Below are 25032 nucleotides of genomic sequence, written 5' to 3'. Positions count from 1 at the left end.
CGTTAGAATCGGCGGTTCGAATGGCATTGGGCCAACTCCGAATCTAACGTAAGACGCGAAAAATCATGTTTGAAATTAATCCGGTTAAGAACCGCATTCAGGACCTGTCCGAGCGGACAGTCGTTCTTCGGGGGTATCTTTGACTATGATGCCAAGAAAGAACGCCTCGAAGAAGTAAACGCCGAGCTGGAACAGCCGGACGTCTGGAACGAGCCAGAACGCGCACAGGCGCTGGGCAAAGAACGTTCCTCTCTGGAAGCTATCGTTGAAACCATCGATGAGTTGTTGCAGGGCGCGGAAGATGTGACCGGCCTGCTGGAACTGGCTGTTGAAGCCGACGATGAAGACACGTTCAACGAAACGGTTGCCGAACTCGATGTACTGACCGCCAAACTGGAACAGCTGGAATTCCGCCGCATGTTCTCCGGCGAATACGATAACGCGAGCTGCTATCTCGATATCCAGGCGGGTTCCGGTGGTACGGAAGCGCAGGACTGGGCGAGCATGCTGCTGCGTATGTATTTGCGCTGGGCAGAAGCCAAAGGTTTCAAAACAGAAGTTATCGAAGAATCTGACGGTGAAGTGGCAGGGCTTAAATCTGCAACCATCAAGATTATCGGTGATTACGCGTTCGGCTGGCTGCGTACAGAAACCGGCGTTCATCGCCTGGTGCGTAAAAGCCCGTTCGACTCCGGTGGCCGTCGCCATACGTCTTTCAGTTCCGCGTTTGTGTATCCGGAAGTGGATGATGATATCGAAATCGAAATTAACCCTGCCGACCTGCGTATCGACGTATACCGCGCGTCCGGTGCGGGTGGTCAGCACGTCAACAAAACGGAATCTGCGGTACGTATTACCCACCTTCCGACCAACATTGTGACTCAGTGTCAGAACGACCGCTCCCAGCATAAAAACAAAGATCAGGCCATGAAGCAGATGCGTGCGAAGCTTTATGAGTATGAGATGCAAAAGAAAAATGCGGATAAACAGCAGCTGGAAGACAACAAGTCTGACATCGGCTGGGGCAGCCAGATTCGTTCTTACGTGCTGGACGATTCCCGTATCAAAGATTTACGCACGGGCGTCGAAACGCGAAATACGCAGGCCGTACTGGATGGCGACCTGGATAAATTCATTGAGGCAAGTTTGAAAGCCGGGTTATGAGGAACCAAAATGTCTGAGCAACAACCAGCAGCGCAAAGCGCAGAAAACGTACCAGATCTTAACAACGAGCTGAAAGCTCGTCGTGAGAAGCTGGCTTTACTGCGTGAATCCGGTATCGCTTTCCCTAACGATTTCCGTCGTGACAGCATCTCTGATGAATTGCATGCGAAATATGGCGAAAAAACCAACGAAGAACTGGAAGCATTAAACATCGAAGTCACCGTCGGTGGCCGTATGATGACCCGCCGTATCATGGGCAAGGCATCTTTTGTGACCTTGCAAGATGTCGGCGGCCGTATCCAGCTTTACGTTGCGCGTGATGACCTTGCGGAAGGCATCTACAACGAGCAATTCAAGAAATGGGACCTGGGCGATATCCTGGGTGCGACCGGTAAACTGTTCAAAACCAAGACCGGCGAACTGTCGATCCATTGTTCTGAACTGCGTCTGCTGACCAAAGCACTGCGTCCGTTGCCGGATAAATTCCATGGCCTGCAGGATCAGGAAGCGCGTTACCGTCAGCGTTATCTCGACCTGATCGCTAACGAAGATTCCCGTAAGACCTTCAAAATCCGTTCTCAGATCATGTCTGGCATCCGCAGCTTCATGGTGGAAAACGGCTTCATTGAAGTCGAAACCCCGATGATGCAGGTGATCCCTGGTGGCGCAGCGGCACGTCCGTTCATCACCCACCACAATGCCCTCGACATCGACATGTACCTGCGTATCGCGCCGGAACTGTATCTGAAGCGTCTGGTTGTTGGTGGCTTCGATCGCGTATTCGAAATCAACCGTAACTTCCGTAACGAAGGCGTTTCTCCGCGTCACAACCCAGAGTTCACCATGATGGAACTCTACATGGCGTACGCGGATTACAAAGACCTTATCGTTCTGACTGAAACCCTGTTCCGCACGCTGACTGAATCCGTTCTGGGCAGCAGCGTTGTGCAGTACGGCGACCAGACTTTCGATTTCGGCAAGCCTTTCGCCAAGCTGACCATGCGCGAAGCGATCTGCAAATACCGTCCGGAAACTCATGTAGCTGATCTCGACGATCTGGCTAAAGCGACCGCTATCGCAGAATCTATCGGCATCAAAATCGAGAAGAGCTGGGGTCTGGGCCGTATCGTGACCGAGATCTTCGAAGAAACCGCTGAAGCACAGTTGATCCAGCCAACCTTCATTACCGAGTATCCGGCAGAAGTTTCTCCGCTGGCGCGCCGTAATGACGAGAACCCTGAAATCACTGACCGTTTCGAATTCTTCATCGGCGGCCGTGAAATCGGTAACGGCTTCTCTGAGCTGAACGATGCAGAAGACCAGGCACAGCGTTTTGCTGATCAGGTTTCTGCGAAAGATGCAGGCGACGACGAAGCGATGTTCTACGACGAAGACTACGTAACAGCGCTGGAACACGGCCTGCCACCGACTGCCGGTCTGGGCATTGGTATCGACCGTATGGTTATGCTGTTCACCAACAGCCACACCATCCGCGACGTTATCCTGTTCCCGGCAATGCGTCCGCAGACACAAAAATAAGTTTCATCAGAAACCACAAAAGGGCGCTCCGGCGCCCTTTTTCATGCCGCAGATCACGCCATACGCTAACTGCTTAAAACTCCAGCGTTTATCCGCAATCACGCCTTGCTCCGCCGTCGTAACCGGTTATAATGCCAGTCGCACACCGATGCGGGTGTAGTTCAATGGTAGAACGGCAGCTTCCCAAGCTGCATACGAGGGTTCGATTCCCTTCACCCGCTCCAAAAGCTTCTTCCTCGAATCTGTTCAATACCCTACAAAATTCACTATTTAATATCTTTTATTCGTATTTCCTTTACGACGCTTCTGCATGTCTAAATTTCGAACTCAAAAGTTAAAAAACGATTAAAATCAGCTATATAACCTGCTAGGGAGAGGGGTGGGGTGGGGTATTAAGGTCAGATCGGAATGCGGAAGCTTTTGCTATTTTATGGTTTGCGAAACCCCCTCCCAGCCTCCCCCTTCGCAGGGGGAGGAGCACACAAGGGACTTCTGCAACTTCTTGCAAATTGTTTAAACCGACAGCAATTACTTATTCTTCACCTGTAATCCGCGCGGCAGGTTGTTGTTATCCACCTGCGGTAAACCGGTAGAAGCGGAAGAAGTCAGCAAGCCTGTCTCAACGTAGTTTTGCAGTTTCTCGCGGGTATCGGTGATATCCAGGTTACGCATGGTCAGCTGACCAATACGATCATCTGGTGAGAACACTGAGTCGCCTTTTTCCATGGTCAGGCGTTCTGGTTTGTAAGTCAGATTCTCAGACACGGTATTCATGATGGTGTAATCATTACCGCGACGCAGTTCCAGAGTGACTTCACCGGTGATTTCACTGGCGACCCAACGCTGAGCGGAGTCACGCAGCATCAGCGCTTGTGGATCGAACCAACGTCCCTGATACAGCAGACGACCCAGAACACGGCCATTTGCGTGATATTGCTCGATGGTGTCTTCGTTATGAATACCGGTCAGCAGACGCTCGTAAGCGATGTGCAGCAGCGCCATTCCCGGAGCTTCGTAGATGCCACGGCTTTTGGCTTCGATAATACGGTTTTCAATCTGGTCGCTCATACCCAGACCATGACGGCCACCGATGCGGTTGGCTTCCATCATCAGCTCAACGCTGTCGTCAAAAGTCACGCCATTCAGCGCAACAGGGTAACCACGTTCAAAACGGACAACCACTTCTTCCGCTTTCACGACCACGTTCTCATCCCAGAATTTCACGCCCATAATCGGATTAACGATTTTGACGCCGGAATCGAGGAATTCCAGATCTTTGGCTTCGTGCGTCGCGCCCAGCATGTTGGAGTCGGTTGAGTAGGCTTTCTCGGTCGACATTTTGTAGTCGAAACCAGACTGAATCATGAATTCGGACATCTCATGACGGCCGCCGAGTTCATCGATAAAGTCGGTATCCAGCCACGGTTTATAAATCTTCAGTTCAGCATTGGTCAGCAGACCGTAACGATAGAAACGCTCGATATCGTTACCTTTGTAAGTGCTGCCGTCACCCCAGATATTCACGCCATCTTCTTTCATTGCGGCAACCAGCATGGTGCCGGTCACAGCGCGACCCAGCGGCGTGGTGTTGAAATAAGTCACACCGGCGGTGGTGTTATGGAATGCGCCACATTGAATGGCGGCAATGCCCTCAGCAACCAGTTGTTTACGGCAATCAATCAGGCGGGCTTTCTCTGCACCGTACTCCATCGCTTTACGCGGAATGGCATCGTAATCTTCTTCATCAGGCTGACCCAGGTTTGCCGTGTACGCATAAGGGATCGCGCCTTTTTTCTGCATCCACAGCAGCGCCGCACTGGTGTCCAGACCGCCGGAGAACGCGATACCGACACGCTGATTGATAGGAAGGTGCTTGAGAATAGTTGTCATCGATTAAATCCTGTATGAATTAGGTCTGTCTGCTAAAGGTTTCAATGCCTATATTGATAACGCAAAACCGGGGTAAGGTAAAAGGGATTTTGCATATTTATGTAAATTTTATCGCATAACTATCTACTTGTCATGTTGGCTAAGAGGTGTTTTATTCAACATCGTTCAGCATTTTGCCATACCCTCGAATGTCCTTAAATCCCCTCCAGTGGCAACACATCCAGCGGTTTCACCTCCCGGAGTACAAACGAGGTTTGCATCTCTTTAATCCCCGGTAAACGGCGCACGACTTCCATCGCGAAGCTGGAAAAACTGTCGAGATCTTTCGCCACCACCTGCAACAGAAAGTCCGCATCACCAGCAATTGCATAGCAGGCAATCACTGAGGGTAGCGCGCCGACTTCCTGCTCAAAACGCCGGGCATCTTCCTCGCTGTGGCTGTCGATTTTCACCCGGATAAATGCCAGCAGCCCCAGCCCGATTTTTTTCCGGTCAATGTTCGCCTGATAACCGGTGATCACACCGCTGTCTTCCAGCTGTTTCATGCGCCGCCAGCAAGGCGAGGCAGCCATGCCCACTTTTTCCGCCAGCTCCTGATTGGTCATTCTGCCGGAACTCTGTAGTTGTCTAAGAATGCGAAGGTCTGCCGGCGAAATTTCAGATACAGACATAATCTGCCTTTTAAATGTGATTATGGGGAAGGGATGACCAGATTAGGGCATTTTATCGCGTAAAAAGAAAGCACCTTTCCGCGGCTCAACGCTATCATTTTTGTCATCAATGATGATGAAAAGGGGGACAAAATGGCAGATAACCTGCGGGTGGCAATTATCCTCAATCCCGAACTTCCACCGGGATTACTGGCGAACACGGCAGGCGTAATTGGTATCGGATTAGCAGCAAAATTCCCGATGCTGGCGGGCAGTTCACTGACGGATGCAAAGGGCGTCATGACCGATACTATCTCTAAAACTCCGCTGCCCATTCTACAGGCAACGCCGGATCACATTAAGGCGCTGATGTTCAAAGCGCTGGACGCAGCAGGCGAGCGCAGCGTGGTGCCGTTCCCGGCATTTGCGCGTACGATGCATCAGTTCGAGCAATACGAAATGACGTTTCCGCTGCGGGATTTATACGATGAAGTACTCGATGGCGTGGGCCTGGTCGGGCCGGAAAAATGGATTAAATCGCTGACAGGGAATCTGAAGTTATTGCGATAATTCCTTGAACATTCAGGCATAAAAAAACCGGCAGATGTGCCGGTTTTCCTTTGCAAGTCCCGATATCAGTTCGTTACTTTCAGCTGCGGATAGCGTTTAAAAATCGTCAGACACCAGACCAACGCGATGCAGCCGATCAGCCCGCCCGCATAGCCGACGTTGCTCATTTCCAGATGCAGACTCACCTGATTCCCGATCAGCGCGCCCGCGCCTATACCAATGTTATAGATGCCGGAAAGCAGTGCCATTGAAACGTCCGTTGCATCGGTCGCCAGCGCCAGTACACGCACCTGCAGTGCCAGGCCGATAATCATCATTGCCAGCCCCCAGATCACACAAAGGACTGAAATAGCGACCGGATTCATCACCGCCACAAATAACAGCAACATGCTGAGGGTGACCAGCAAGATCGGGCCGCTGAGCATCGCCGCCGGGAAGCGGTTGCCAAGCACACTGAACGCAATGCTGCCGAGAATACCTGCGCCACCAAAAATCAGCAGCAGGAAGGTGGTGAAGTTTTCACCCATATTCGCGACGGTCTGGATAAACGGCTCGATGTAGCTGTACGCCGTGTAGTGAGCAGTCACTATCAGTGCAGTCAGCAGATACATGCCGACCAGCGCCGGACGGCGGAATAACATCGGCACGCTTTTCAGTGAACCGGTATGTTCACTTGGCAGCGGCGGCAACAGTTTGATCAGGCAAATCAGCGTCAGCAGCGCAACGATGCCGATGCTCATAAAGGTGGTGCGCCAGCCGAGATATTGTCCGATCAGGCGTCCCAGCGGTAAGCCCAGCACCATCGCCAGCGCGGTACCGGTGGCTAACATACTGAGCGCCTGTGTTTTTTTACCGGCCGGTGCGACACGGATTGCCAGTGATGCGGTGATCGACCAGAAAATCGCGTGGGCGAGGGCGATACCGACGCGCGAGGCCACCAGACTCCAGAAATCCCAGGCCACGACCGAAAGAATATGGCTGGCGATGAATATCACGAAGATGACGATCAGTAAGCGCTTTCGCTCAACATTGCGGGTCAGCAGCATCAGCGGCAGTGACATCAGCGCCACAACCCAGGCGTAGATGGTCAGCATCAGACCGACCTGTGCGGTCTTCATGTTGAAACTGGCGGCGATATCGGAAAGTAATCCGACAGGCACGAATTCAGTGGTGTTGAAGATGAACGCGGCAATAGCCATCATCACAACGCGGAGCCATGCTGTCCTGCGCGAAACGGTATCTGATTGCATTGAAATTTATGACTTATAAGAAGATGTTGGGATCAGGCATCTGTCTGGCAGACACCTGTTGAGGGCATAGTGTGTTTTATTTGTGCTAAAAATGAAACAGAAAATTGGCCTAACAGATAAATGTTTCGACGACAATTTTAGTTATGGAAACTGAGATGCAGGTCACTGTGTTTTATTGCGGATGCCAGCACCAGTGCCACGGCTCATAAATAAAGCCCCAGGGATTATTCAGCGGGAAGGACATCACGAAACCGAAGCGGGCGGCATGAGTTTGCAGCCACCGAAAAGCGTCTGTTTCGCCAAAAACGCCGGTCACTTCGTCGCAGCCGGGGGTATTGATATCTATAGCGCGACCGGTGTGATGTTCGCTGCATCCGGGCGGCGCCAGCGAGGTGAAGAAATCTTCCGGTGGGATGCCTGCCTGTTGTTTGATGCGGATTAATCCCGCCTGATAATCCAGACTGCGAAAAGCAGAGACCAGATAAATGCCCACGCCGTCGGCGGCAGCCTGTTGTTTCATCTGATGCCAGGCGCCAGCAGCGGGGGAGATCAGCCGGTAAACTTTGCCGCTCTCTGCGTCGGTTTCCGTATCCTCCAGTAAGTACTCACTTACTTCTTCAAAGTAAGGCAGCGTACGGTGTGCGATAACCTGCGGGTCGATGCCCAGATCATGCAGTATCTGGCCGGTTCTGATTTTAAGCGCCGCCTGATTCACGCCTGCTCATTCCCCGGACGGGAAATCGCGTCGTTCATCGCTTCTGTCATGGCTTTACCCGCCGTGCGCATTGACTGCTGATAGCGCGACGATGCTGCAACAAAGGCTTTCAGCAGTTGCGTATCCTGCTGATGTTGCTGATATTCAGGGTGCCATTGCACGCCCAGGCAGAAATCATACTCCTCGCACTCAATGCCTTCGATCACGCCGTCAGGCGCATAAGCATTCACAATGCAGCCGGGGCCGACCGATTTCACCGCCTGATGATGCGAGCTGTTGACCTCATAATGATCGCGATCGACGCAGCGGCTGAGCAGCGAACCTTCAACAATCTCTACAGGATGACGGGCGCGCTTTTTGCCGCCGGCGTTTTCGGTATCCACGGTCGTGCTGTGTTCAAGGGCATCGGGCAGTGCATCGGGAATGTGCTGATGGAGCGTGCCGCCGGTTAACACGGCAAGCAGCTGCTGACCGCCGCAAATCCCCAGCAACGGCATATTGCGCTGCATGGCACCTTTGACGATGGCTTTTTCAAATTCAGTTCGCGCCGGTTTCAGACGCACCTGATCGCTGGTCTGTTGCTCATCAAAGAGTTCAGGCGGAACATCAAACGCGCCGCCGGTCACGACAATACCGTCGCACATCGACAGATATTCATCCGCCAGTTCCGCGTGGTGCGGCAAAGCCAGCGGCACTGCGCCCAGCTCTGCCAGACTTTTCAGGTAGTTTTGACGCAGGGCATACCAGGGAAAATCGGCGTAGCCACCGGCGTCCTCACTGTCCAGCGTTACCCCAATCACCGGTCTGGATTGAAATTTTTTCTGCATTCGCCTGAATCCCTTTCAAGAAGATGAAAACCAATCAGAAAATTCACCTTATCAAGCCGTGGTCGGCGCAAACAATATAAATTATCAATACATCCAATTTTCGGGATTTACCTCTGGTTTTATAACCAGTTAAGGTGAGCTGGCAGGTTAAATTTCACGCTAAAACTGCGTTTTCCTGACAAAATTCCGCGACTGGCTGACATTTCATAATGATTTTCTGTCTGTGTCTTCAATATTCATTCTCATTTAGTTCTTAACATTAAAGGGTCAGAAAGGATAAATTAGTGCGTATAATTCATCCTGCTGAATGAAATAAAAATTCTTAATTGCTAACGAAATCTTTACGTTGTCCTAAAAACAGCCGGTGAGCCTTTTAGGGATAATGTGTTTTTGACTGATATTGAAAATCTCTGGTTGAAGGTCATTTTTCAGCTGCTTTCTCCTCTTTAATACTGCGAAACCAAGAAATTTATGCTGCCGACTGCCTCGTCTCGTTCCAAAAAACGCACTCTCGTGTGGGTTATCATCGCCATTATCGTTGCTGCGATCCTGGTCTGGTTCTTTGCTTTCCATCAAAGTGCTTCCGACTCATCTGCCCAAAAAAAACCGGGCCGCGGCGGAATGCGTGCGATGCGCGGCCAGATGATGGCCGGAATGGCCACACCGGTGCAGGCGGGAAAAGCCACGCAAGCCGATGTGCCGGTGTATCTGCGCGCGCTGGGTACCGTTGTCGCCAACGCGACAGTCACGGTCACCAGCCGGGTGGATGGTCAGCTGATGAAGGTATATTTCACCGAAGGGCAGAAAGTCGAGCAGGGGCAGTTGCTGGCGCAGATTGATCCGCGCAGTTATCAGGCCACGCTGGAACAATATCAGGGTGATTTGGCGCAGAATCAGGCGCTGTCGAAAAGCGCTGAACTGACGCTGGCGCGATACCGCAAACTGTATGCGCAAGATTCCCTGGCCCGTCAGGATCTGGAAAGCCAGATTGCAACCGCCGGTCAGTATGCCGGTGCAGTGAAAGCCGATCTGGCACAAATCGCTGCCGCCAAGCTGAATCTTGAGTTCGCAAAAATTACCGCACCGGTCAGCGGGCACGTTGGTCTGCGTCTGGTCGATCCGGGCAACATGGTTACCAGCAGTTCCACCACCGGTATTGTGACGATTACCCAGACCCAGCCGATTGCCGTTACCTTCAGCGTGCCGCAAAGCAATCTGCAAACCTTGCTCAAAGCGCTGCGTGGCGGCAATCAGTTGCCGACGACTGCCTTTGACCAGAGCGGCAGCGAAGTGCTCGGACAAGGCAAACTGCAATTTATCAGCAACGAAATTGATACCAGCACCGGCAGCATTAAACTGAAAGCGCTGTTCGATAACGCCGATGAGAAACTCTATCCGAACCAGTTTGTGAACGCCCGCTTACAGGTGGCGACACTGAAAGATGCCACGGTGATCCCGGCGGCAGCATTACAACTGAGTAGCGACGGCGACTTCGTGTATGTGGTGAAAGCCGACAGCACCATTGAGCGCCGCAGCGTGAAATCCGGGCCAGACTTTGGTGACGATCAGGTGGCGATTTTGTCCGGCGTGAAGCCGGGCGAGCAGGTGGTGACTACCGGTATTGACCGCCTGAACAATGGCACCAAAGTCGAGATTGTCACGCCGAATTCCGGTGAAGCTGCAGCAGCGGACGGCTCGTCTAAAGCCCGCGAGCAAAGTGGCGGTGTGGATAAAGCCACCACCGGTGCCGACAAAACTGTCGCCGCGCCCGATGCAACTCCAAATACAGCCGGTAAAGACAGCGGGTCTAAATGAATCCTTCACGCCTCTTTATACTCCGGCCGGTTGCGACCATTCTGCTGATGGTCGCCGTGCTGTTGTCGGGGATTTTCGCCTACAACATGCTGTCGACCTCGGCGCTGCCGCAGGTCGATTATCCGACCATTCAGGTGACCACGCTGTATCCGGGCGCCAGTCCGGATGTGATGGCATCAGGGATCACCGCCCCGCTTGAGCGTCAGCTCGGTCAGATGGCCGGTCTGAGCCAGATGTATTCCACCAGCGCCAGCGGTTCCTCCATTATCACGCTGAAATTCTCGCTGGATTTGTCCCTCGACGTGGCCGAGCAGGAAGTCCAGGCGGCGATTAACGCGGCTGACAGCCTGCTGCCCAGCGATTTACCGAATCCGCCGACTTACAAAAAAGTGAACCCGGCAGATGCCGCGGTGCTGACCCTGGCGGCGACGTCCGAATCCCTGCCACTGACCAAAGTGCAGGATCTGGTGAATACCCGCGTGGCGCTGAAACTGTCGCAGATTTCCGGCGTCGGTATGGTCACGCTGGCGGGCGGTCATCAGCCTGCGGTTCGTGTGCAGGTCGATCCGCGTAAACTGGCGGCGCATAACCTCAGTCTGGAAACCATCAATACGCTGATCGGCAACAGCAACGTCAACGGCTCGAAAGGGGGCTTCGACGGCCCGCATCATTCGATCACCATCGATGCCAACGACCAGCTGCGCACCGCCGCCGAATACGGCAATCTGATCGTCAATTACGAAAACGGGGCAGCGCTGCGTCTGCGCGATGTGGCGACGCTTTCCGAAGCGCCGGAAAACCAGTACTTGTCTGCCTGGGCGAACAAGCAACCGGCCATTATTATCAGCGCGCAGCGCCAGCCGGGTGCCAACGTGATTCAGGTGGTGGACGCCATCAAAGCGCAACTGCCGAAATTGCAGGAAGCGCTGCCGGAATCGGTCAAAATCAGCGTGATATCCGACCGTACGCAAACCATTCGCGCCTCGATCAGCGACGTGCAGTTCGAACTGTTGCTGTCTGTCGCGCTGGTGGTGATGGTCACCTTCCTGTTCCTGCGCAATGTCGCCGCGACACTGATCCCGAGCGTTGCGGTGCCGCTCTCGCTGGTCGGCACCTTTGGCGTGATGTACCTGTGCGGTTTCAGTCTTAACAACCTCTCGCTGATGGCGCTGACTATCGCCACCGGTTTTGTTATCGATGACGCCATCGTGGTGGTCGAGAATATTTCGCGAAGGCTGGAGGAAGGCGAAACGCCGATGCAGGCGGCGCTCAAAGGCTCGCAGCAAATCGGTTTCACCATTATTTCCCTGACGTTCTCGCTGATTGCGGTGCTGATCCCGCTGCTGTTTATGGGCGATGTGGTCGGACGCTTGTTCCGCGAATTCGCCATCACGCTGGCGGTGTCGATACTGGTGTCGATGGTGGTGTCGCTGACGCTTACACCGATGCTCTGCGCCTATTTACTGCGCCACACGCCGGAAGAAAAACAGAGCAAGTTTTACCGTAAAGGCGGCGAGTTCTTCGACAAAATGATCGCCGGTTACGACCGCATGCTGATCGTGGTGCTCAATCACCAGAAGCTCACTCTGCTGGTCGCCGCCGCCACTCTGGTATTTACCGCGTTGCTGTATGTGATTGTGCCAAAAGGCTTCTTCCCGTCCCAGGATACCGGGATGATCCAGGGGATCACCCAGGCGTCACAGGACGTATCCTTCAGTGAAATGGGACGCCGCCAGCAACTGCTGACCGCGGCCATTCTCAAGGATCCGGATGTGGAAAGTGTGTCGTCCACCATTGGTGTGGACGGCAATAACACCAGCCTGAACAGCGGGCGTTTGCAGATCAGCCTCAAATCTTTCGATGAGCGCAGCGAACGTGCGCCGGCAATTATTGCGCGTCTGCAACAGGAGACGGCAAATGTGCCGGGCATCGAACTGTACATGCAGGCTTCGCAGGATCTGACCGTTGACGATCAGGTCACGCCAAGCCAGTACCAGTTCACGCTGGATGATTCCGACAGTGAAAATCTGGTGGAATGGACGCCAAAGCTGATTGAAAAACTCAGCGCGCAGCCGGAATTCAGCGAAGTGGTCAGCAACCTGCAAAATCAGGGGCAGATTGCGTATGTGGAACTGGACCGCGATGCCGCCGCCCGTTACGGCATTACCGCTTCAGATGTCGATACCGCGTTGTACAACGCGTTCGGTCAGCGACTGGTTTCCACCATCTTTACCCAGGCGAACCAGTACCGCGTGGTGCTGGAAGTCGCCCCGGAGTTCCAGCAGTCACCGGCGTCGTTTGATGATGTGTATCTGGCGACCAACAACAGTTCTTCGACCAGCGGCACGGTAGCGACAACGACGACAACCACGACCACGACGTCGGACAGCGGCAACCCGACCACCAATTCCGGTGCGACTAACGGCATGGTGAAACTGACGTCGATTGCCAAAATCCATATGCGCACCGGCGCACTGTTGCAGGCGCGCCTCAACCAGTTCCCGGCGGTCACCGTCTCCTTTAACCTCAAAGACGGCTATTCGCTGGAACAGGCGCAGCAGGCGATCAAAACCACCGTGGCCGATATCGCCATGCCGGACAGCATCACTTTGCGCTATCAGGGTGCGGCGGCGTCGTTTGAAAGTGCCACCGGCAACACGCTGTGGCTGATCCTCGCCGCGCTGCTGACCATGTATGTGGTGCTCGGCATTCTGTACGAAAGCTTTATCCATCCGGTGACCATTCTGTCCACGCTGCCGTCGGCGGCGGTGGGCGCGTTGCTGTCGCTGATCTTTGCCGGTACGGAATTCAGCCTGATCGCATTGATCGGGGTGATCCTGCTGATCGGGATCGTGAAAAAGAACGCCATTATGATGATCGACTTTGCGCTGGATGCGGAAAACAAGCAGGGGCTGTCGCCGCGTGAGGCGATCCACCAGGCCTGTTTACTGCGCTTCCGTCCGATCATGATGACCACCATGGCTGCACTGCTCGGCGCTCTGCCGCTGATGCTGGCGAGCGGATCCGGCGCGGAACTGCGTCAGCCGCTGGGGCTGGTGATCGTCGGCGGTCTGATCTTCAGTCAGGTTCTGACACTGTTCTCCACGCCGGTGATTTACCTGATGTTTGACCGGCTTTCTCACCGTCTGAATCCGCGTCATCGCCGCGCAGCGAAGCAGGCGGAATAAATGAATATTTCGCGTTTCTTCATCTTCCGTCCGGTCGCCACAATGCTGCTGACGCTGGCGATACTCCTGCTCGGTTTGCTGGGATATCGCCTGCTGCCGGTTGCGCCGCTGCCACAGGTGGATTTCCCGACCATTCTGGTCAGCGCCAGTCTGCCCGGTGCCAGTCCTGAAACCATGGCGGCAACGGTGGCGACGCCGCTGGAAAGGGCGCTCGGGCAAATCGCCGGGGTGACGGAAATGACCTCGCGCAGCTCGCAAAGTTCGACCAGCGTTATCCTGCAATTCGATCTGGATCGCGATATCAACGGCGCGGCGCGCGACGTACAGGCGGCGATCAACGCCTCCCGCGCCTTGCTGCCGAGCAGCATGCCGTCGCTGCCGACCTATCGTAAAGCCAACCCGTCTGATGCACCGATTATCATGCTGGCGCTGACGTCGGCTACGCGCAGTAAAGGCGAGCTGTACGATATCGCCTCGAGCCAGTTGCAACAGAAAATCGCGCAGGTGAACGGTGTCGGCCAGGTTTCGCTGGTCGGTTCCGCGCTGCCGGGGGTGCGCATTGATTTGCGTCCGGAAGCGATCACCTCTTACGGCATTTCCCTCGACACCATTCGCACCGCCATTGCCGACAGCACCAGTAACCTGCCAAAAGGGCTGCTGCAAGGCTCGGATCAGTCGTGGATGATTGAAGGTAACGGCCAGCAAAGCACCGCCGCGCAGTACAAAACGCTGATCGTCACCTACATCAACGGCTCGGCAATCCGCCTGAGCGATATCGCCAATGTGTATGATTCTGTTGAAGATAAATACAACGTCGGTTATTACAACAGCACACCGTCGGTCATGATCGGCGTGACGCGTCAGGCTGGCGCGAACATGCTGGAAACCATCGAAGCGATCAAGGCCGCGCTGCCGCTGATGAAAGAAAGTCTGCCGGGCGACGTACAGCTTAATCTGGCGCTGGATCGCTCGCCGAACGTTTCTGCTTCCCTGCGCGATACCGAAATGACCTTGCTGGAAGCCACGCTTCTGGTGATCGCCGTGGTGTTTGTGTTCCTGCGTAACTGGAATGCGGTGCTGATCCCGGCGGTGGCGCTGCCGGTTTCGCTGATCGGCACCTGCGCGGTGATGTATCTGCTCGGCTACAGCCTGGATAACCTCTCGCTGATGGCGCTGATTATCTCCACCGGTTTCGTGGTCGATGACGCCATTGTGGTGCTGGAAAATATTACGCGGCACATCGAGGAAGGGCTGGGGCCGGTGCGGGCCGCGCTGAAAGGCGCGCAGGAAGTCAGTTTCACCGTGCTGTCGATGACGCTTTCACTGATTGCCGTTTTCATTCCGATCCTGCTGATGGGCAGTATCGTCGGGCGTCTGTTCCGCGAGTTTGCGGTGACGCTGAGTGTCTCGCTGATCATCTCCATGCTGGTGTCGCTGAGCCTGACGCCGATGCTGTGTGCGCGTTTCCTCAAACGTAAACCGCCGGTGGAAAAACGTCAGCCGCGCATTTACCGCATGATTGAACGCGGGCTGAACAAACTGCTGGCGGCGTATTCTGCGGCGCTCGGCTGGGTAATGCGGCATCAGCTGATCACGCTGGTCGGCCTGTTCCTGACGATCCTGCTGAATTTCTATCTGTATACCGTGGTGGAAAAAGGCTTCTTCCCGGATCAGGACACCGGGATGCTGATGGGCATGTTACGTGCGGATCAGAACACCTCGTTCCAGTCGATCCAGCCGCAGGTGCTGAAATATAGCAAGATCATTCAGGACGATCCGGCGGTAGAAGCGGTAATGAGTTCAGCGGGCAGCGGCGGTTTTGGTTCACGTAATACCGCGACCTTCTTTGTACGTCTGAAAGATTTTGATAAACGCACCGCGACGGCCAATCAGGTCGCCAACCGCCTGATGATGGCGACTGGCAAAGAACCGGGCGCGCAGTTGTTCCTGATGGCGGCGCAGGATCTGCATATCGGTGGACGCAGTGCCAACGCCCAATATCAGTACAGCCTGCAATCTGACGATCTTTCCGTGCTGCGTGAATGGGCGCCGAAGGTGCAGAAAGCGCTGGCGAAACTGCCGCAACTGACCGGTGTGGATTCCGATGCGCAGACCGGCGGGCAGGAGATCATGCTCAATATCGACCGGGATCGCGCTACGCAACTCGGCGTGAACGTGAAGATGATCGACACGCTGCTCAATAACTCCTTCAGCCAGCGGCAGATCGCTACGATCTACAAAACGCTGAACCAGTATCACGTGGTGATGAACCTGACGTCTGACTACACCAGTAATCCGGATGTCCTGCATCAGCTGTATGTCGTCACCGATTCCGGTAATCAGGTGCCGCTGTCGGCGTTTGCTACCTTCAGCGGAGCCAATGCACCGCTGTCGGTTTCTCATCAGGGGCAGACGGCGACCACTACTATTGCGTTCAACCTCGCCGACGGCTATGCGCTGGAAGATGCGCAGGCTGCGCTGAAAACGACGATGGCGCAGATTGGTCTGCCGGATACCGTTCACGGCAGTTATGCCGGTACCGCGCAGGCGTTTGAAGCGCTGGCCAGTTCCATGCCGTGGCTGATCCTGGCGGCGCTGGCGGCGGTATATATCGTGCTGGGCGTACTGTATGAAAGTTATATTCATCCGCTGACCATTCTTTCCACGCTGCCGTCTGCCGGACTGGGGGCGCTGTTGCTGATGCTGGTAACGGGGACGCAACTGACGGTGATCGCACTGATCGGGATCCTGCTGCTGATCGGTATCGTGAAAAAGAACGCGATCATGATGATCGACTTCGCACTCGACGCTGAACGGCGGCTGGGTCTGACGCCGCAACAGGCGATCACTCAGGCCTGTCTGATGCGATTTCGTCCGATCCTGATGACCACGCTGGCTGCATTCTTCGGTGCATTGCCGCTGGCGCTGGGCAGCGGCGGTGATGCGGATCTGCGCAGTCCGCTGGGGCTGGCGATCGCCGGTGGTCTGGCGCTGAGTCAGGTTCTGACGTTATTCACCACGCCGGTCGTTTACCTGTATATGGATCGCACCAGCCGCGCGACGCATCGTCTGTGGCACCGTTTGCGTCCTCACACGACGTCTCCGGAGGCCAGTTCTCATGACTGATCACACTGAAACTCATTACCCTGAAGCGAATCTGATGACTCTGCAAAAAACACGTTCTATGGTGTTCCGGCTTGCTCCGCTGGCGCTGGCACTTCTGGTCAGCGCCTGTGCCGTCGGCCCTGATTACAAACGGCCTGACGTTGCGATGCCCACGGCATTTAAAGAAGCCAAAGGCTGGACGGCGGCGATCCCGAAAGATAATCAGACCAAAGGCGACTGGTGGGCGGTGTATCAGGATCCTGAGCTGTCATCATTGCTGACACAGGTACAGATCTCCAACCAGAACGTCGCGCAGTATGCTGCGCAATACCGTCAGGCACAGGCGCTGGTGACACAGGCACGTTCCGATTTGTATCCGTCAGTGGATGCTACCGTCGGCAGCACGCGCAGTGGCACATCCACCTCAACCACTAACAGCCAGTCCGCACAACTGAGTGCCAGCTGGGAACTGGATTTGTGGGGCAAACTGCGCCGTACGGCAGAAGAGCAGGACGCCAGTGCGCAGGCCAGCAAGGCCGATCTGGCTGATGCAACGCTCAGCGCACAGTCCGAACTGGCGCAGGATTATTTCCAGCTGCGGGTGATGGATCAGCAAATCGCGCTGTATAAGCAAAGTATCGATTCTTATCAGCGTTACCTGACGGTGATCCAGAATCAGTATGAAGGTGGCAACACCTCACGCGCTACACTGGCGCAGGCGCAGACTCAGCTTGAAAGCACCAAAGCCTCGGCGCTGGATCTGCAATGGCAGCGCGCCCAGCTTGAGCACGCTATCGCGGTACTGATCGGCAAACCACCGGCGCAGTTCAGCCTTGCGGCACGCGACGTCAAACTCAACCTGCCTGCGATGCCGGACGCCATTCCGTCGCAGTTGTTGCAGCGTCGTCCTGATATCGCTGCCGCCGAACGCACCATGGCGTCTTCCAACGCCGCCGTCGGTGTAGCGACTGCCGCGTATTATCCCGATCTGACCCTGAGCGCCAGCGGCGGGTTCGCCAGCTCGGCATTCCACAACCTGTTCTCGCTGCCAAACCGCGTCTGGTCTTTAGGCCCTGAACTCAGCCAGACGGTACTGGATTTCGGTTCTACCCGCGGCAAAGTGGCGCAAGCCGAAGCCGCGTATGATGCCGATGTCGCCAGCTATCGCCAGAGCGTGTTAACCGCAATGCAGGAAGTGGAAGATTATCTGGTCGAACTGCACACGCTCGACAGCGAGCTGGTCGCCCGTCAGAACGCCGCCGATTCCGCCAAAGAATCCGCCCGCGTGACTTACAACCAGTATCAGGCCGGGATGATCGACTATCTTGACGTCGCGACTACCGAAAACACCAGCCTGACCCAACAGCAAAGTGTCCTGTCACTGCTCAGCACCCAGATGGTCACCAGCGTCAAGCTGATCGCTGCCCTGGGCGGCGGATGGAACGGGGATGTGGGTAAATAGAAGAGTTTGAATTATCTCTGCACTAAGGACACGTAAAACGGTCTCTGGTGTAGAGAACATCATTTATTTCAGTGCGAATGCTGCCATTCATCGTAAGTGGCCTCAATCACTTTAGACATAGCAATAAAATTGACGGGGAGCAATGTCACCGGGCTGCCTGTTTGCGATATGCGAAAAACTTTGCGATTACAAAAATTAAAAAAATATCTACAAGGGCTGAGCCTCCAAACAAAATGCTCATATAAATATTATCCCAGGTGTTTTCCTGAATAAAGTCTGTATGCGCTGAAATTTTCGAATAGAACCATTGTTCAGAACATAAAGCGAAAAGTGTCGTAAACGTCATTGTAAACAAGAAAACACTTCCGAGCCAAATAATCACACATTTCAAAGGGGACATTTAATATACCTGTACAGTTCCGAAAGCATTTAATGTTGAGCTGATTTTTATTTGTGGTGTATTTAATAATGCCTCACGCAGAATTGTAAAATGATCCTTTGAAGGCAACGTTATGCACCCGTGGCTTACCCCTTTGTAACCCGCCGGGTGTAGTCTGAAATTACCTCTTTTAACCTGATCGATGAAAGTTAAATCATCTATGCTGTTATCGTTTCTGTAAAGTGCAAACCACACTGACCTGTCGGATCCACTCACGACTGATCCAAAAAAATCAGAAACATGGGTGCCTATCCCACCAGTCCCTCGGGTCACTATATAATATTGTCCGGGTGGCAAAGGTCCGATATCTTTCACATCTGCTGAGTCAGGGTTGTTGCGATGTGGACCTACCTCACCAGAATAGGCGGGAAAGAAGCCGTAGCCAGGGCAACTGAGAGTGGATAAGCCTGAACCGTTCAAACGAAATGTGCATCTGATCATCTGTCATTCCACGCATCGGAAAAAATGATATTCCCATCACTATATTTCCAGGTGATCCGCTCGTATCTCAGAGATATAGATTCGAGGTGGTTGTGCTTTTCTGTTGCTGGATTTTTGCAGTCATGCATCAAAGGGCAGATCGCAACAACTTTCACATTTTCCAGCAGCATATTGAAATACTCAACTTCCTGACCAGCATCATTGATGCGATACCACCGGATTTCAGCAGATTTTAACGTTTGTCCTTTTGCTACAGCTTGGTATAAATATGGACTGGAGGAATCAAACTCTTTTTCAAACGTCATTGCTGAGTGCACTCGGGTACCGGTGATTTTTCCCGTATTATTATCAGTAGGCAAAAATAAACCATGCCCGAAACCCAAAATCTCAATGCTACTTTCACGCCCATTCACATCAACGGATCCTTTGATATGCGCACCGCCATCATCTTTAAGCCATAAATAAGCAGGAATCGCCATCTTTAAATCTCCCTATTGAAAGTAATAAATAAACTACTCCACAGGAGGATAACTGCAAGCGTATTTTTTGCATTGTATTAAGGTTTTTTATAATGATAATAATCAAGTATGAATTATTATTTTAGATTGATACTGGTAATTATTGGTTGAAGTTATTTAAATGAATATAAGGAAGTTCAACTGGAGTTTTTATTAAAGTTGATTGTGCATCAAATATCTGTAACCCCCCCTCCCAACTCCCCCTTCGCAGGGGGAGGAGCTCATCGAGCCAGGTTTTACCTGCGGTGAAACAAGCCCTTATTTCCCTGCTTTCCTCGCTTTCGCCACATCTCCCGGCGTGACGGCTGCTGCCTGATTTCCCCAGCTGGCGCGCAGGGTATTGGTGAGGTCTGCGGCCTGTTGATCAGTCAGCGTCCAGCCGTAGCCAGGCATTGTATTGGACATATGTTCTGCCGTCACCGGCGTCTGAGCGCCGTAGAGGATCACGCGCAGCAACGTCTGCGGGTTCTCTGCACTGACGGTCAGATTGCCCGCCAGCGCCGGAATGGCAAACGCTTTTCCGTCGCCTTTCACACCGTGACAGGTCGAACAGTAACGCATAAACGTCTGTTGTCCGGCCTCAGTCGCGACGGCCTTTTTGGCCGGTGCCGGTTGTGCCTCCGCTTTCAGACTGAGCAGATACACCGCCATGCTGTTGAGATCGTCATCGGTCATAAACTGCGTGCTGTTAGTGATCACTTCCCCCATCGGGCCGCTGACGGCGTCATGAGTATTGCGACCGGATTTCAGCAGCGTCACCAGTTCCGGCTGACTGATTTTCAGCCCGCGCAGGGAAGGTGCTGACCAGCCGTCCAGCTCGCCGCCGCTGAGAAACGCCATGTCCTTTTCATCGAGGGCTTTCTCCTGTTGCGCCCAGCCACGCGGGGTGTGACAGGCTCCGCAGTGTCCGGCACCCTGCACCAGATAAGCGCCATGATTCCATTGCGCACTCTGATCCGCCTGTGGCCTGTACTCGCCGTCTTCAAGAAAAATGCTGTTCCAAACCCGCAGCGGCCAGCGCACCGACATCGGCCAGCTGATGTCATTTTCACGGTTGGCAACGGGCTGCGGTTTGACCTCTTTCATCAGATAGTCATACAGCGCGCGCATGTCCTTCCCGCTCATTTTTACGTAAGAGGTGTAGGGCATCGCCGGATAGAGCGCATGGCCGTCTTTAGCAATCCCTTCGCGCATCGCCTTGTCGAACTCTTCAAAACTGTAGCCGCCAATTCCGTGCTGAATATCCGGCGTAATATTGGTGGAATAAATCTCGCCTACCGGTGTGGCAAAGCGCACACCACCGGATAAATCTGCACCCTGAGGCGACGTATGGCAGGCGGCGCAGTCGGCGGATTTCGCCACATACTCACCTTCGGACATCGCCATGGCAGAGCCTGCCGTTGCCATCAGCGTGGCAAAAATCATCAGCTTCTTCATGCGCTCACCTTTTTCATTGCCGTCAGTTCATTCACTGCCCGCCAGGCCTGATCAACTGCTGAGTTGGCGTACGGGCTCCAGTCAGAATCTGAGTTGGCGATAGTGATCCGCCCGACAGGCGTGCGCGCCAGATGAATGGTTTTCTGCGCGTCGTCTTCGTCGTCGAACATCCCGCTGAGGAAGTAGGAATAGCCGTGCGACCAGCGGTTAACGGTGATCGCCATGATGTCGCGCTGATGGTCAAAACCAGCTTCGCCGAACATGCCCTGCAACTGATCGCGGATCATTTTTTCATGGGCATCAAACGAGGTGCCGAGCAGTAACGCACGGCCTTTACGTGACTGCTCGCGTGGGCTGAGGCCGCTGCCCGGCAGCGTCGGCACATACACCATATGCAGGCCAATCGGCTGGTTCGGGTCACGCGGATGCTGATAACCGCCCATATCCACCGGATAATCCAGTTTCACGCGGCTGTAAGGCGCTGCCGGAGAGTAAATTTCATGGACGCCAAGTTTGATAAACGGCTGCCAGTTGCGGATCACCACTTTCGAATAGACCAGCGGCGCTTTGACGTTTTCTTTCAGCGCGGCTTTCTGCGCTTCAGGGATTTCCGGCACCAGATACGGGATCATCATATTGTATCCGGCCATCACTGCCTGACCGGCGCGGACGCGGTGCAGCGTGCTGCCGGTCATATAGGTCACTTCTACCGCCGGTTTGCCTTCGTGTTCTGCGTTGGCGACATGCATTCCGGTGCTGTTGAGGCGAAGCCGCACCGGCTGCCCGGCCTTATCGAGCTGGCTGTAATCGAATTTCGCCAGCACGATATCTTCCATCGTATTTCCCGGCGCGACCTGCGGGATCAGATGGCGCACCATCAGCCGCGCTAAACCGGCGTTGCCATCGGGGAAGTGGAAAATATACGGCTCGTCGAGATCGGCCAGCGATTCGGCGTCCAGCGGCGGCAGGCCCATACCTTCCAGACCTGGCAGGGCGCAAATGCGCGCATCGCTGCATGAGGTGGCATCGATTCCAACCGCCTGAAAATCATTGGTCCGCTGCTGGAAATAGCGGATAGCAATCTCGCTCAGCCCGACTTTTTCACGCAGGAACTGGGTATAGCTGTGCCCGTCGACCCAGGCGACTTTTTCTTCCTGACTCATGCCGTGCAGATAATCTTTTGATTCAGTGTGCAGGGCGATCAGTGCCTGACGGTCAGATTCCGGCAGCGGGAAGTCACTGATAAAGTCTTTGATATCACGGCCATTGAGACGCTCTGGTGGAATATCATCAGCCACCGCACGTCCCGGATCGCCGCTGACAATTTTATCGACGCCGAAGTTTTTACGGTCGAAATACACCCCGCGGCTGAGATGCAGATCAGGGTAAAACGTCTGATCGAAGTCTTTCGCCATCTTCTCGATATCGACGTTGAGGGTTTTCAGCAACCCCATTGCAACCGGACTGAAATTGGTGCGTGGCGACTGAAAGGACTCGCTGCCGCCGTAGCCCAGCAGCATTTTATCCTCGACGTGAAATTCATTACGTTTGGCATGCCCGCCGAAATCATCATGGTTATCGAGCAACAAAATACGCTGGTCTTTACCGTGCTGTTCCTGCCAGAAACACGCCGCCGCAAGCCCGCTGATCCCGGCTCCGACCACCACCAGATCAAACTCATCTTCCACCGGCAAACCGGAAGATTCGACCTTTTTGCCTTCGCGCCCGAGGATATGCGCCGCTTCATAAGAACCCTGATGATTTCCGCGCAAACCGGTAAGGGAAGGCGGATAATACAACGACTGCGTGGCTGTTTGCGGCGAAGCCCGCAGCGCCTCAAACGGAGTCATTCCGGCAGTGACCGTAATAGCCACGCCGTTTAGAAAATCACGACGAGTGATGCCCATATTGTTTCCTTAAAATTTACATCATCAACCCGCGCGGAAGCCGCACGGCAAAAGCGTTTCGCTCAAAAAATGTCTAAGTATTTTAACAAATTTAACATAAAGAAACACTTAGCGAGCGTGACGGCGGGCGCAAATGAGGAAACAAGGGGAGTTCACCAGTAACAAACTTCTGAAAATTCCATTTTTAAAGGTTCTCCAATGGTTTGTGAAAACATACGGGCATAACGTATTGCCTCACTTTTTAAAAAGGAATTTATCAGAATGGCAATCCCGGCATATTTATGGCTTAAAGACGATGGTGGCGCGGACATCAGAGGATCGGTTGATGTACATGGTCGCGAAGGAAGTATCGAGATTATTGGATTAGCTCATGCCCTGGAAATCCCAACTGACTCCAATACAGGTAAAATTACAGGCACAAGAATTCATCATCCTTTCGTATTTGATAAAGAAATAGATTCATCGAGTCCCTATCTTTATAAAGCTGTTACTACGGGTCAAACGTTTAAATCAGCTGAGATAAAATTGTATCGAATTAACGATGCTGGGCAGGAAGTCGAATATTTTAATACGAAGCTGGAAAATGTGAAACTGGTGTCATTATCGGCAATGATGTATGACGTGAAAAATCGTAATTTTGAAAAGCAAGGACACATTGAATGTGTGGAACTGCGTTACGAAAAAATAATCTGGACTTACACTGACGGCAACATTATTCATTCAGACTCATGGAACGAACGTGCAACTGCATAAGGAAGATTTATGACCTGGACATATAAACAAAGCACCGGTGAATTATTTCATGATGGAGTATTCATTGAAAAGGGATATTCGGGCGTCCTGACAAATAAAAATAACCCAGATCGTCAACATGTCAAAGGAATGGGACCACTTCCACAGGGGTCATATCGCGTTGGTATTGCCACAAGTTCCAAGGGACCACTTACGATTGAACTGCATCAAACCTCCGGTGAATCATATGGTAGAAGCTTATTTCGCATACACGGCGAGAGAAGAGAAGGCCCGGCCGGGTTTGCTTCAACTGGTTGTATCATTATGAGCAATCCTACCCGCCGTTTAATAAGAGGAACCTCAGAAGTTCTAGAGGTGGTGAGATGAAAATTCTTCCCTTAATTTTTCTTGTTCCAATAATGGCTTTTGCTTCTGCTACACCGAAGGATATAAGAACAAGTGTCCAGAAATATGGAAGCAACAGTTTTGCATCTAAAATAACAGCTGAAGACTGGGCTGAGACGATAAATAAAATCTCCACGGGTGACGGTGAATGGCTAATGTTAGTCCCGGATTTAGCGCCTGTAGTGAATCTACAACAATCCAATCAACTTTCAGGTGCTCTCTATTACGCGCTCGATGCGAATGCTAAAGAAGCGTTAAAAGTGATGTCAATTCTCGATAAGCACCATTATAAATACCAGCAAGGAACGGATATAGCCTGCGTCCCGCCATTTGACAAAATAACGAATAGCGATATGGAGACATATAATCGCATCCGTCTTTCTTTGTTAGATGCAGGACCACAAGCCGCGACTTGCCTGTGGATAATGGAGGGTTGGGTCGAAGAGATCAAAGCAAACGAGGCTCGAAAATCCTCATAGACCCAGTAGAAATTCTCGTTCATAGCCCGGAGTTATCCGGGCTAATCTTGAATGCGTTATTTTGCGAGAAGTCTCTACAGAATTTCTTCATCGGTTTGGATTTTGAGCCCAGCTTTCAGCACACGGGCGAGCCCTCGGGAAAGATCTTAAGCAGATTACGCACCAAAAAAACGGTCCGCCCTCGACGGCTTAGTGCTTCCAGTCTTCTGATGGCTTCAAGTTTCTTCATTTTATCTATACACAAAAGCGACAAAAAAGTGTCTTTACTGTAGAGCTGGAGTGTAGGTGTTTAGGGGACGGGGGAAAATATAGAAATGTAAATGATAAAAAGGCTGCACAGCAGCCTGAATAAAAGTATTCAATCTAGAGTTGTTGAGAGCTCTATCAGATCGAAAATTTTCATCAAAATAACTTTTTTATCGACATTAGCTCAGTTAACTCATCAATATTACATTTCATCTTATCTATCAATGACCTGATCACTATTCATCTGGTTTTA

General features: G+C 53.0%; 19 protein-coding genes and 1 tRNA gene. 11 read left to right on the top strand and 9 right to left on the bottom strand.

The genetic code is table 11. From position 1 onward, the window contains the following. Positions 1-65: 65 nt before the first annotated feature. The 3 genes from prfB to CKQ54_RS21025 all read left to right on the top strand — a co-directional run bounded on the left by prfB (position 66) and on the right by CKQ54_RS21025 (position 2927). Positions 66-1164, top strand: a protein-coding gene (gene prfB, locus CKQ54_RS21035; RefSeq protein ID WP_112291244.1) for a peptide chain release factor 2 whose coding sequence is annotated in 2 segments (ribosomal slippage) — positions 66-140 and positions 142-1164 — 1098 coding nt in all. Because the reading frame shifts where the segments join, the coding sequence is not laid out codon by codon here. Positions 1165-1173: 9 nt separating this feature from the next. Continuing rightward, entirely contained in the window at positions 1174-2703 is a 1530-nt protein-coding gene (lysS, locus tag CKQ54_RS21030) for a lysine--tRNA ligase (protein WP_120163728.1), read from the top strand. Between the two features lie 150 nt (positions 2704-2853). Continuing rightward, a tRNA-Gly gene (locus tag CKQ54_RS21025) sits at positions 2854-2927 on the top strand. Positions 2928-3231: 304 nt separating this feature from the next. Here CKQ54_RS21025 and argG read toward each other — a convergent pair. Both argG and CKQ54_RS21015 read right to left on the bottom strand, forming a co-directional pair. Continuing rightward, positions 3232-4593 carry an argininosuccinate synthase gene (gene argG / locus CKQ54_RS21020; protein WP_112290320.1) on the bottom strand — a complete coding sequence of 454 codons (1362 nt, stop codon included), beginning with the start codon at positions 4591-4593 and terminating at the stop codon, positions 3232-3234. 194 nt (positions 4594-4787) lie between these two features. Continuing rightward, on the bottom strand, positions 4788-5264 hold the full coding sequence (locus tag CKQ54_RS21015) for an Lrp/AsnC family transcriptional regulator (protein ID WP_120163729.1): 477 nt from the start codon (positions 5262-5264) through the stop codon (positions 4788-4790). Between the two features lie 132 nt (positions 5265-5396). Between CKQ54_RS21015 and CKQ54_RS21010 the strand changes: the two genes are divergently transcribed. Next, complete coding sequence (locus CKQ54_RS21010) at positions 5397-5813, top strand: DUF2000 domain-containing protein (protein WP_120163730.1); 417 nt, start codon at positions 5397-5399, stop codon at positions 5811-5813. A 65-nt stretch (positions 5814-5878) separates the two neighbouring features. Here CKQ54_RS21010 and CKQ54_RS21005 read toward each other — a convergent pair whose 3' ends face one another. The 3 genes from CKQ54_RS21005 to CKQ54_RS20995 form a co-directional block, all read right to left on the bottom strand. After that, on the bottom strand, positions 5879-7063 hold the full coding sequence (locus tag CKQ54_RS21005) for a sugar transporter (protein ID WP_112290324.1): 1185 nt from the start codon (positions 7061-7063) through the stop codon (positions 5879-5881). 172 nt (positions 7064-7235) lie between these two features. Next, on the bottom strand, positions 7236-7778 hold the full coding sequence (locus CKQ54_RS21000; protein WP_120163731.1) for a M15 family metallopeptidase: 543 nt from the start codon (positions 7776-7778) through the stop codon (positions 7236-7238). Then, entirely contained in the window at positions 7775-8605 is an 831-nt protein-coding gene (locus tag CKQ54_RS20995; protein WP_120163732.1) for a gamma-glutamyl-gamma-aminobutyrate hydrolase family protein, read from the bottom strand. Before CKQ54_RS20995 ends, CKQ54_RS21000 begins: the two co-directional genes overlap by 4 nt. A gap of 471 nt (positions 8606-9076) precedes the next feature. Here CKQ54_RS20995 and CKQ54_RS20990 point away from each other — a divergent pair, with 471 nt between their 5' ends. Genes CKQ54_RS20990 through CKQ54_RS20975 form a run of 4 tightly spaced genes read left to right on the top strand, consistent with a single transcriptional unit; the run spans position 9077 to position 18175 of the window. Next, the gene (locus CKQ54_RS20990) at positions 9077-10420 is read left to right on the top strand and encodes an MdtA/MuxA family multidrug efflux RND transporter periplasmic adaptor subunit (protein ID WP_113877557.1); all 1344 of its coding nucleotides are present in this window, start codon (positions 9077-9079) and stop codon (positions 10418-10420) included. Next, positions 10417-13608, top strand: coding sequence for an efflux RND transporter permease subunit (locus tag CKQ54_RS20985; RefSeq protein WP_120163733.1), 3192 nt, complete (start codon positions 10417-10419; stop codon positions 13606-13608). The genes CKQ54_RS20990 and CKQ54_RS20985 overlap by 4 nt, the downstream gene beginning before the upstream one ends. Continuing rightward, a complete protein-coding gene (locus tag CKQ54_RS20980) occupies positions 13609-16734 on the top strand; it encodes an efflux RND transporter permease subunit (RefSeq protein ID WP_120163734.1) in 3126 nt (1041 codons plus the stop codon). It begins immediately after the preceding gene. Continuing rightward, positions 16727-18175 carry an efflux transporter outer membrane subunit gene (locus CKQ54_RS20975; RefSeq protein ID WP_120163735.1) on the top strand — a complete coding sequence of 483 codons (1449 nt, stop codon included), beginning with the start codon at positions 16727-16729 and terminating at the stop codon, positions 18173-18175. The genes CKQ54_RS20980 and CKQ54_RS20975 overlap by 8 nt, the downstream gene beginning before the upstream one ends. 400 nt (positions 18176-18575) lie before the next feature. Here the strand turns inward: CKQ54_RS20975 and CKQ54_RS20965 are convergent, their stop codons facing one another. The 4 genes from CKQ54_RS20965 to CKQ54_RS20950 all read right to left on the bottom strand — a co-directional run bounded on the left by CKQ54_RS20965 (position 18576) and on the right by CKQ54_RS20950 (position 22917). After that, the gene (locus tag CKQ54_RS20965; protein ID WP_112290339.1) at positions 18576-19055 is read right to left on the bottom strand and encodes a DUF2778 domain-containing protein; all 480 of its coding nucleotides are present in this window, start codon (positions 19053-19055) and stop codon (positions 18576-18578) included. Next, positions 19052-19534: an Hcp family type VI secretion system effector gene (locus tag CKQ54_RS20960; protein WP_112290340.1), complete on the bottom strand. Its 483-nt coding sequence runs from the start codon at positions 19532-19534 to the stop codon at positions 19052-19054. Before CKQ54_RS20960 ends, CKQ54_RS20965 begins: the two co-directional genes overlap by 4 nt. 297 nt (positions 19535-19831) lie before the next feature. Continuing rightward, on the bottom strand, positions 19832-21010 hold the full coding sequence (locus CKQ54_RS20955; protein WP_167459655.1) for a c-type cytochrome: 1179 nt from the start codon (positions 21008-21010) through the stop codon (positions 19832-19834). Then, positions 21007-22917, bottom strand: a complete 1911-nt coding sequence (locus CKQ54_RS20950; RefSeq protein ID WP_120163066.1) for an NAD(P)-binding protein — start codon at positions 22915-22917, stop codon at positions 21007-21009. The genes CKQ54_RS20955 and CKQ54_RS20950 overlap by 4 nt, the downstream gene beginning before the upstream one ends. Positions 22918-23178: 261 nt before the next feature. On the opposite strand from CKQ54_RS20950, the gene CKQ54_RS20945 reads away from it, so the two are divergent. The 3 genes from CKQ54_RS20945 to CKQ54_RS20935 are packed head-to-tail and all read left to right on the top strand — an operon-like array spanning position 23179 to position 24533. After that, entirely contained in the window at positions 23179-23670 is a 492-nt protein-coding gene (locus CKQ54_RS20945) for an Hcp family type VI secretion system effector (protein WP_120163067.1), read from the top strand. Between the two features lie 9 nt (positions 23671-23679). Continuing rightward, positions 23680-24036, top strand: coding sequence for a tlde1 domain-containing protein (locus CKQ54_RS20940; RefSeq protein WP_120163068.1), 357 nt, complete (start codon positions 23680-23682; stop codon positions 24034-24036). Beyond that, positions 24033-24533 carry a hypothetical protein gene (locus tag CKQ54_RS20935; protein WP_120163069.1) on the top strand — a complete coding sequence of 167 codons (501 nt, stop codon included), beginning with the start codon at positions 24033-24035 and terminating at the stop codon, positions 24531-24533. The genes CKQ54_RS20940 and CKQ54_RS20935 overlap by 4 nt, the downstream gene beginning before the upstream one ends. Positions 24534-25032 lie beyond the last annotated feature (499 nt).

Origin of the sequence: Rahnella variigena, from assembly GCF_003610915.1 — a bacterium.
Taxonomy (GTDB): Bacteria; Pseudomonadota; Gammaproteobacteria; order Enterobacterales; family Enterobacteriaceae; genus Rahnella; species Rahnella variigena.
The sequence above is the reverse complement of the archived record's forward strand: the minus strand, read 5'-3'. Positions and strand labels throughout refer to the sequence as shown.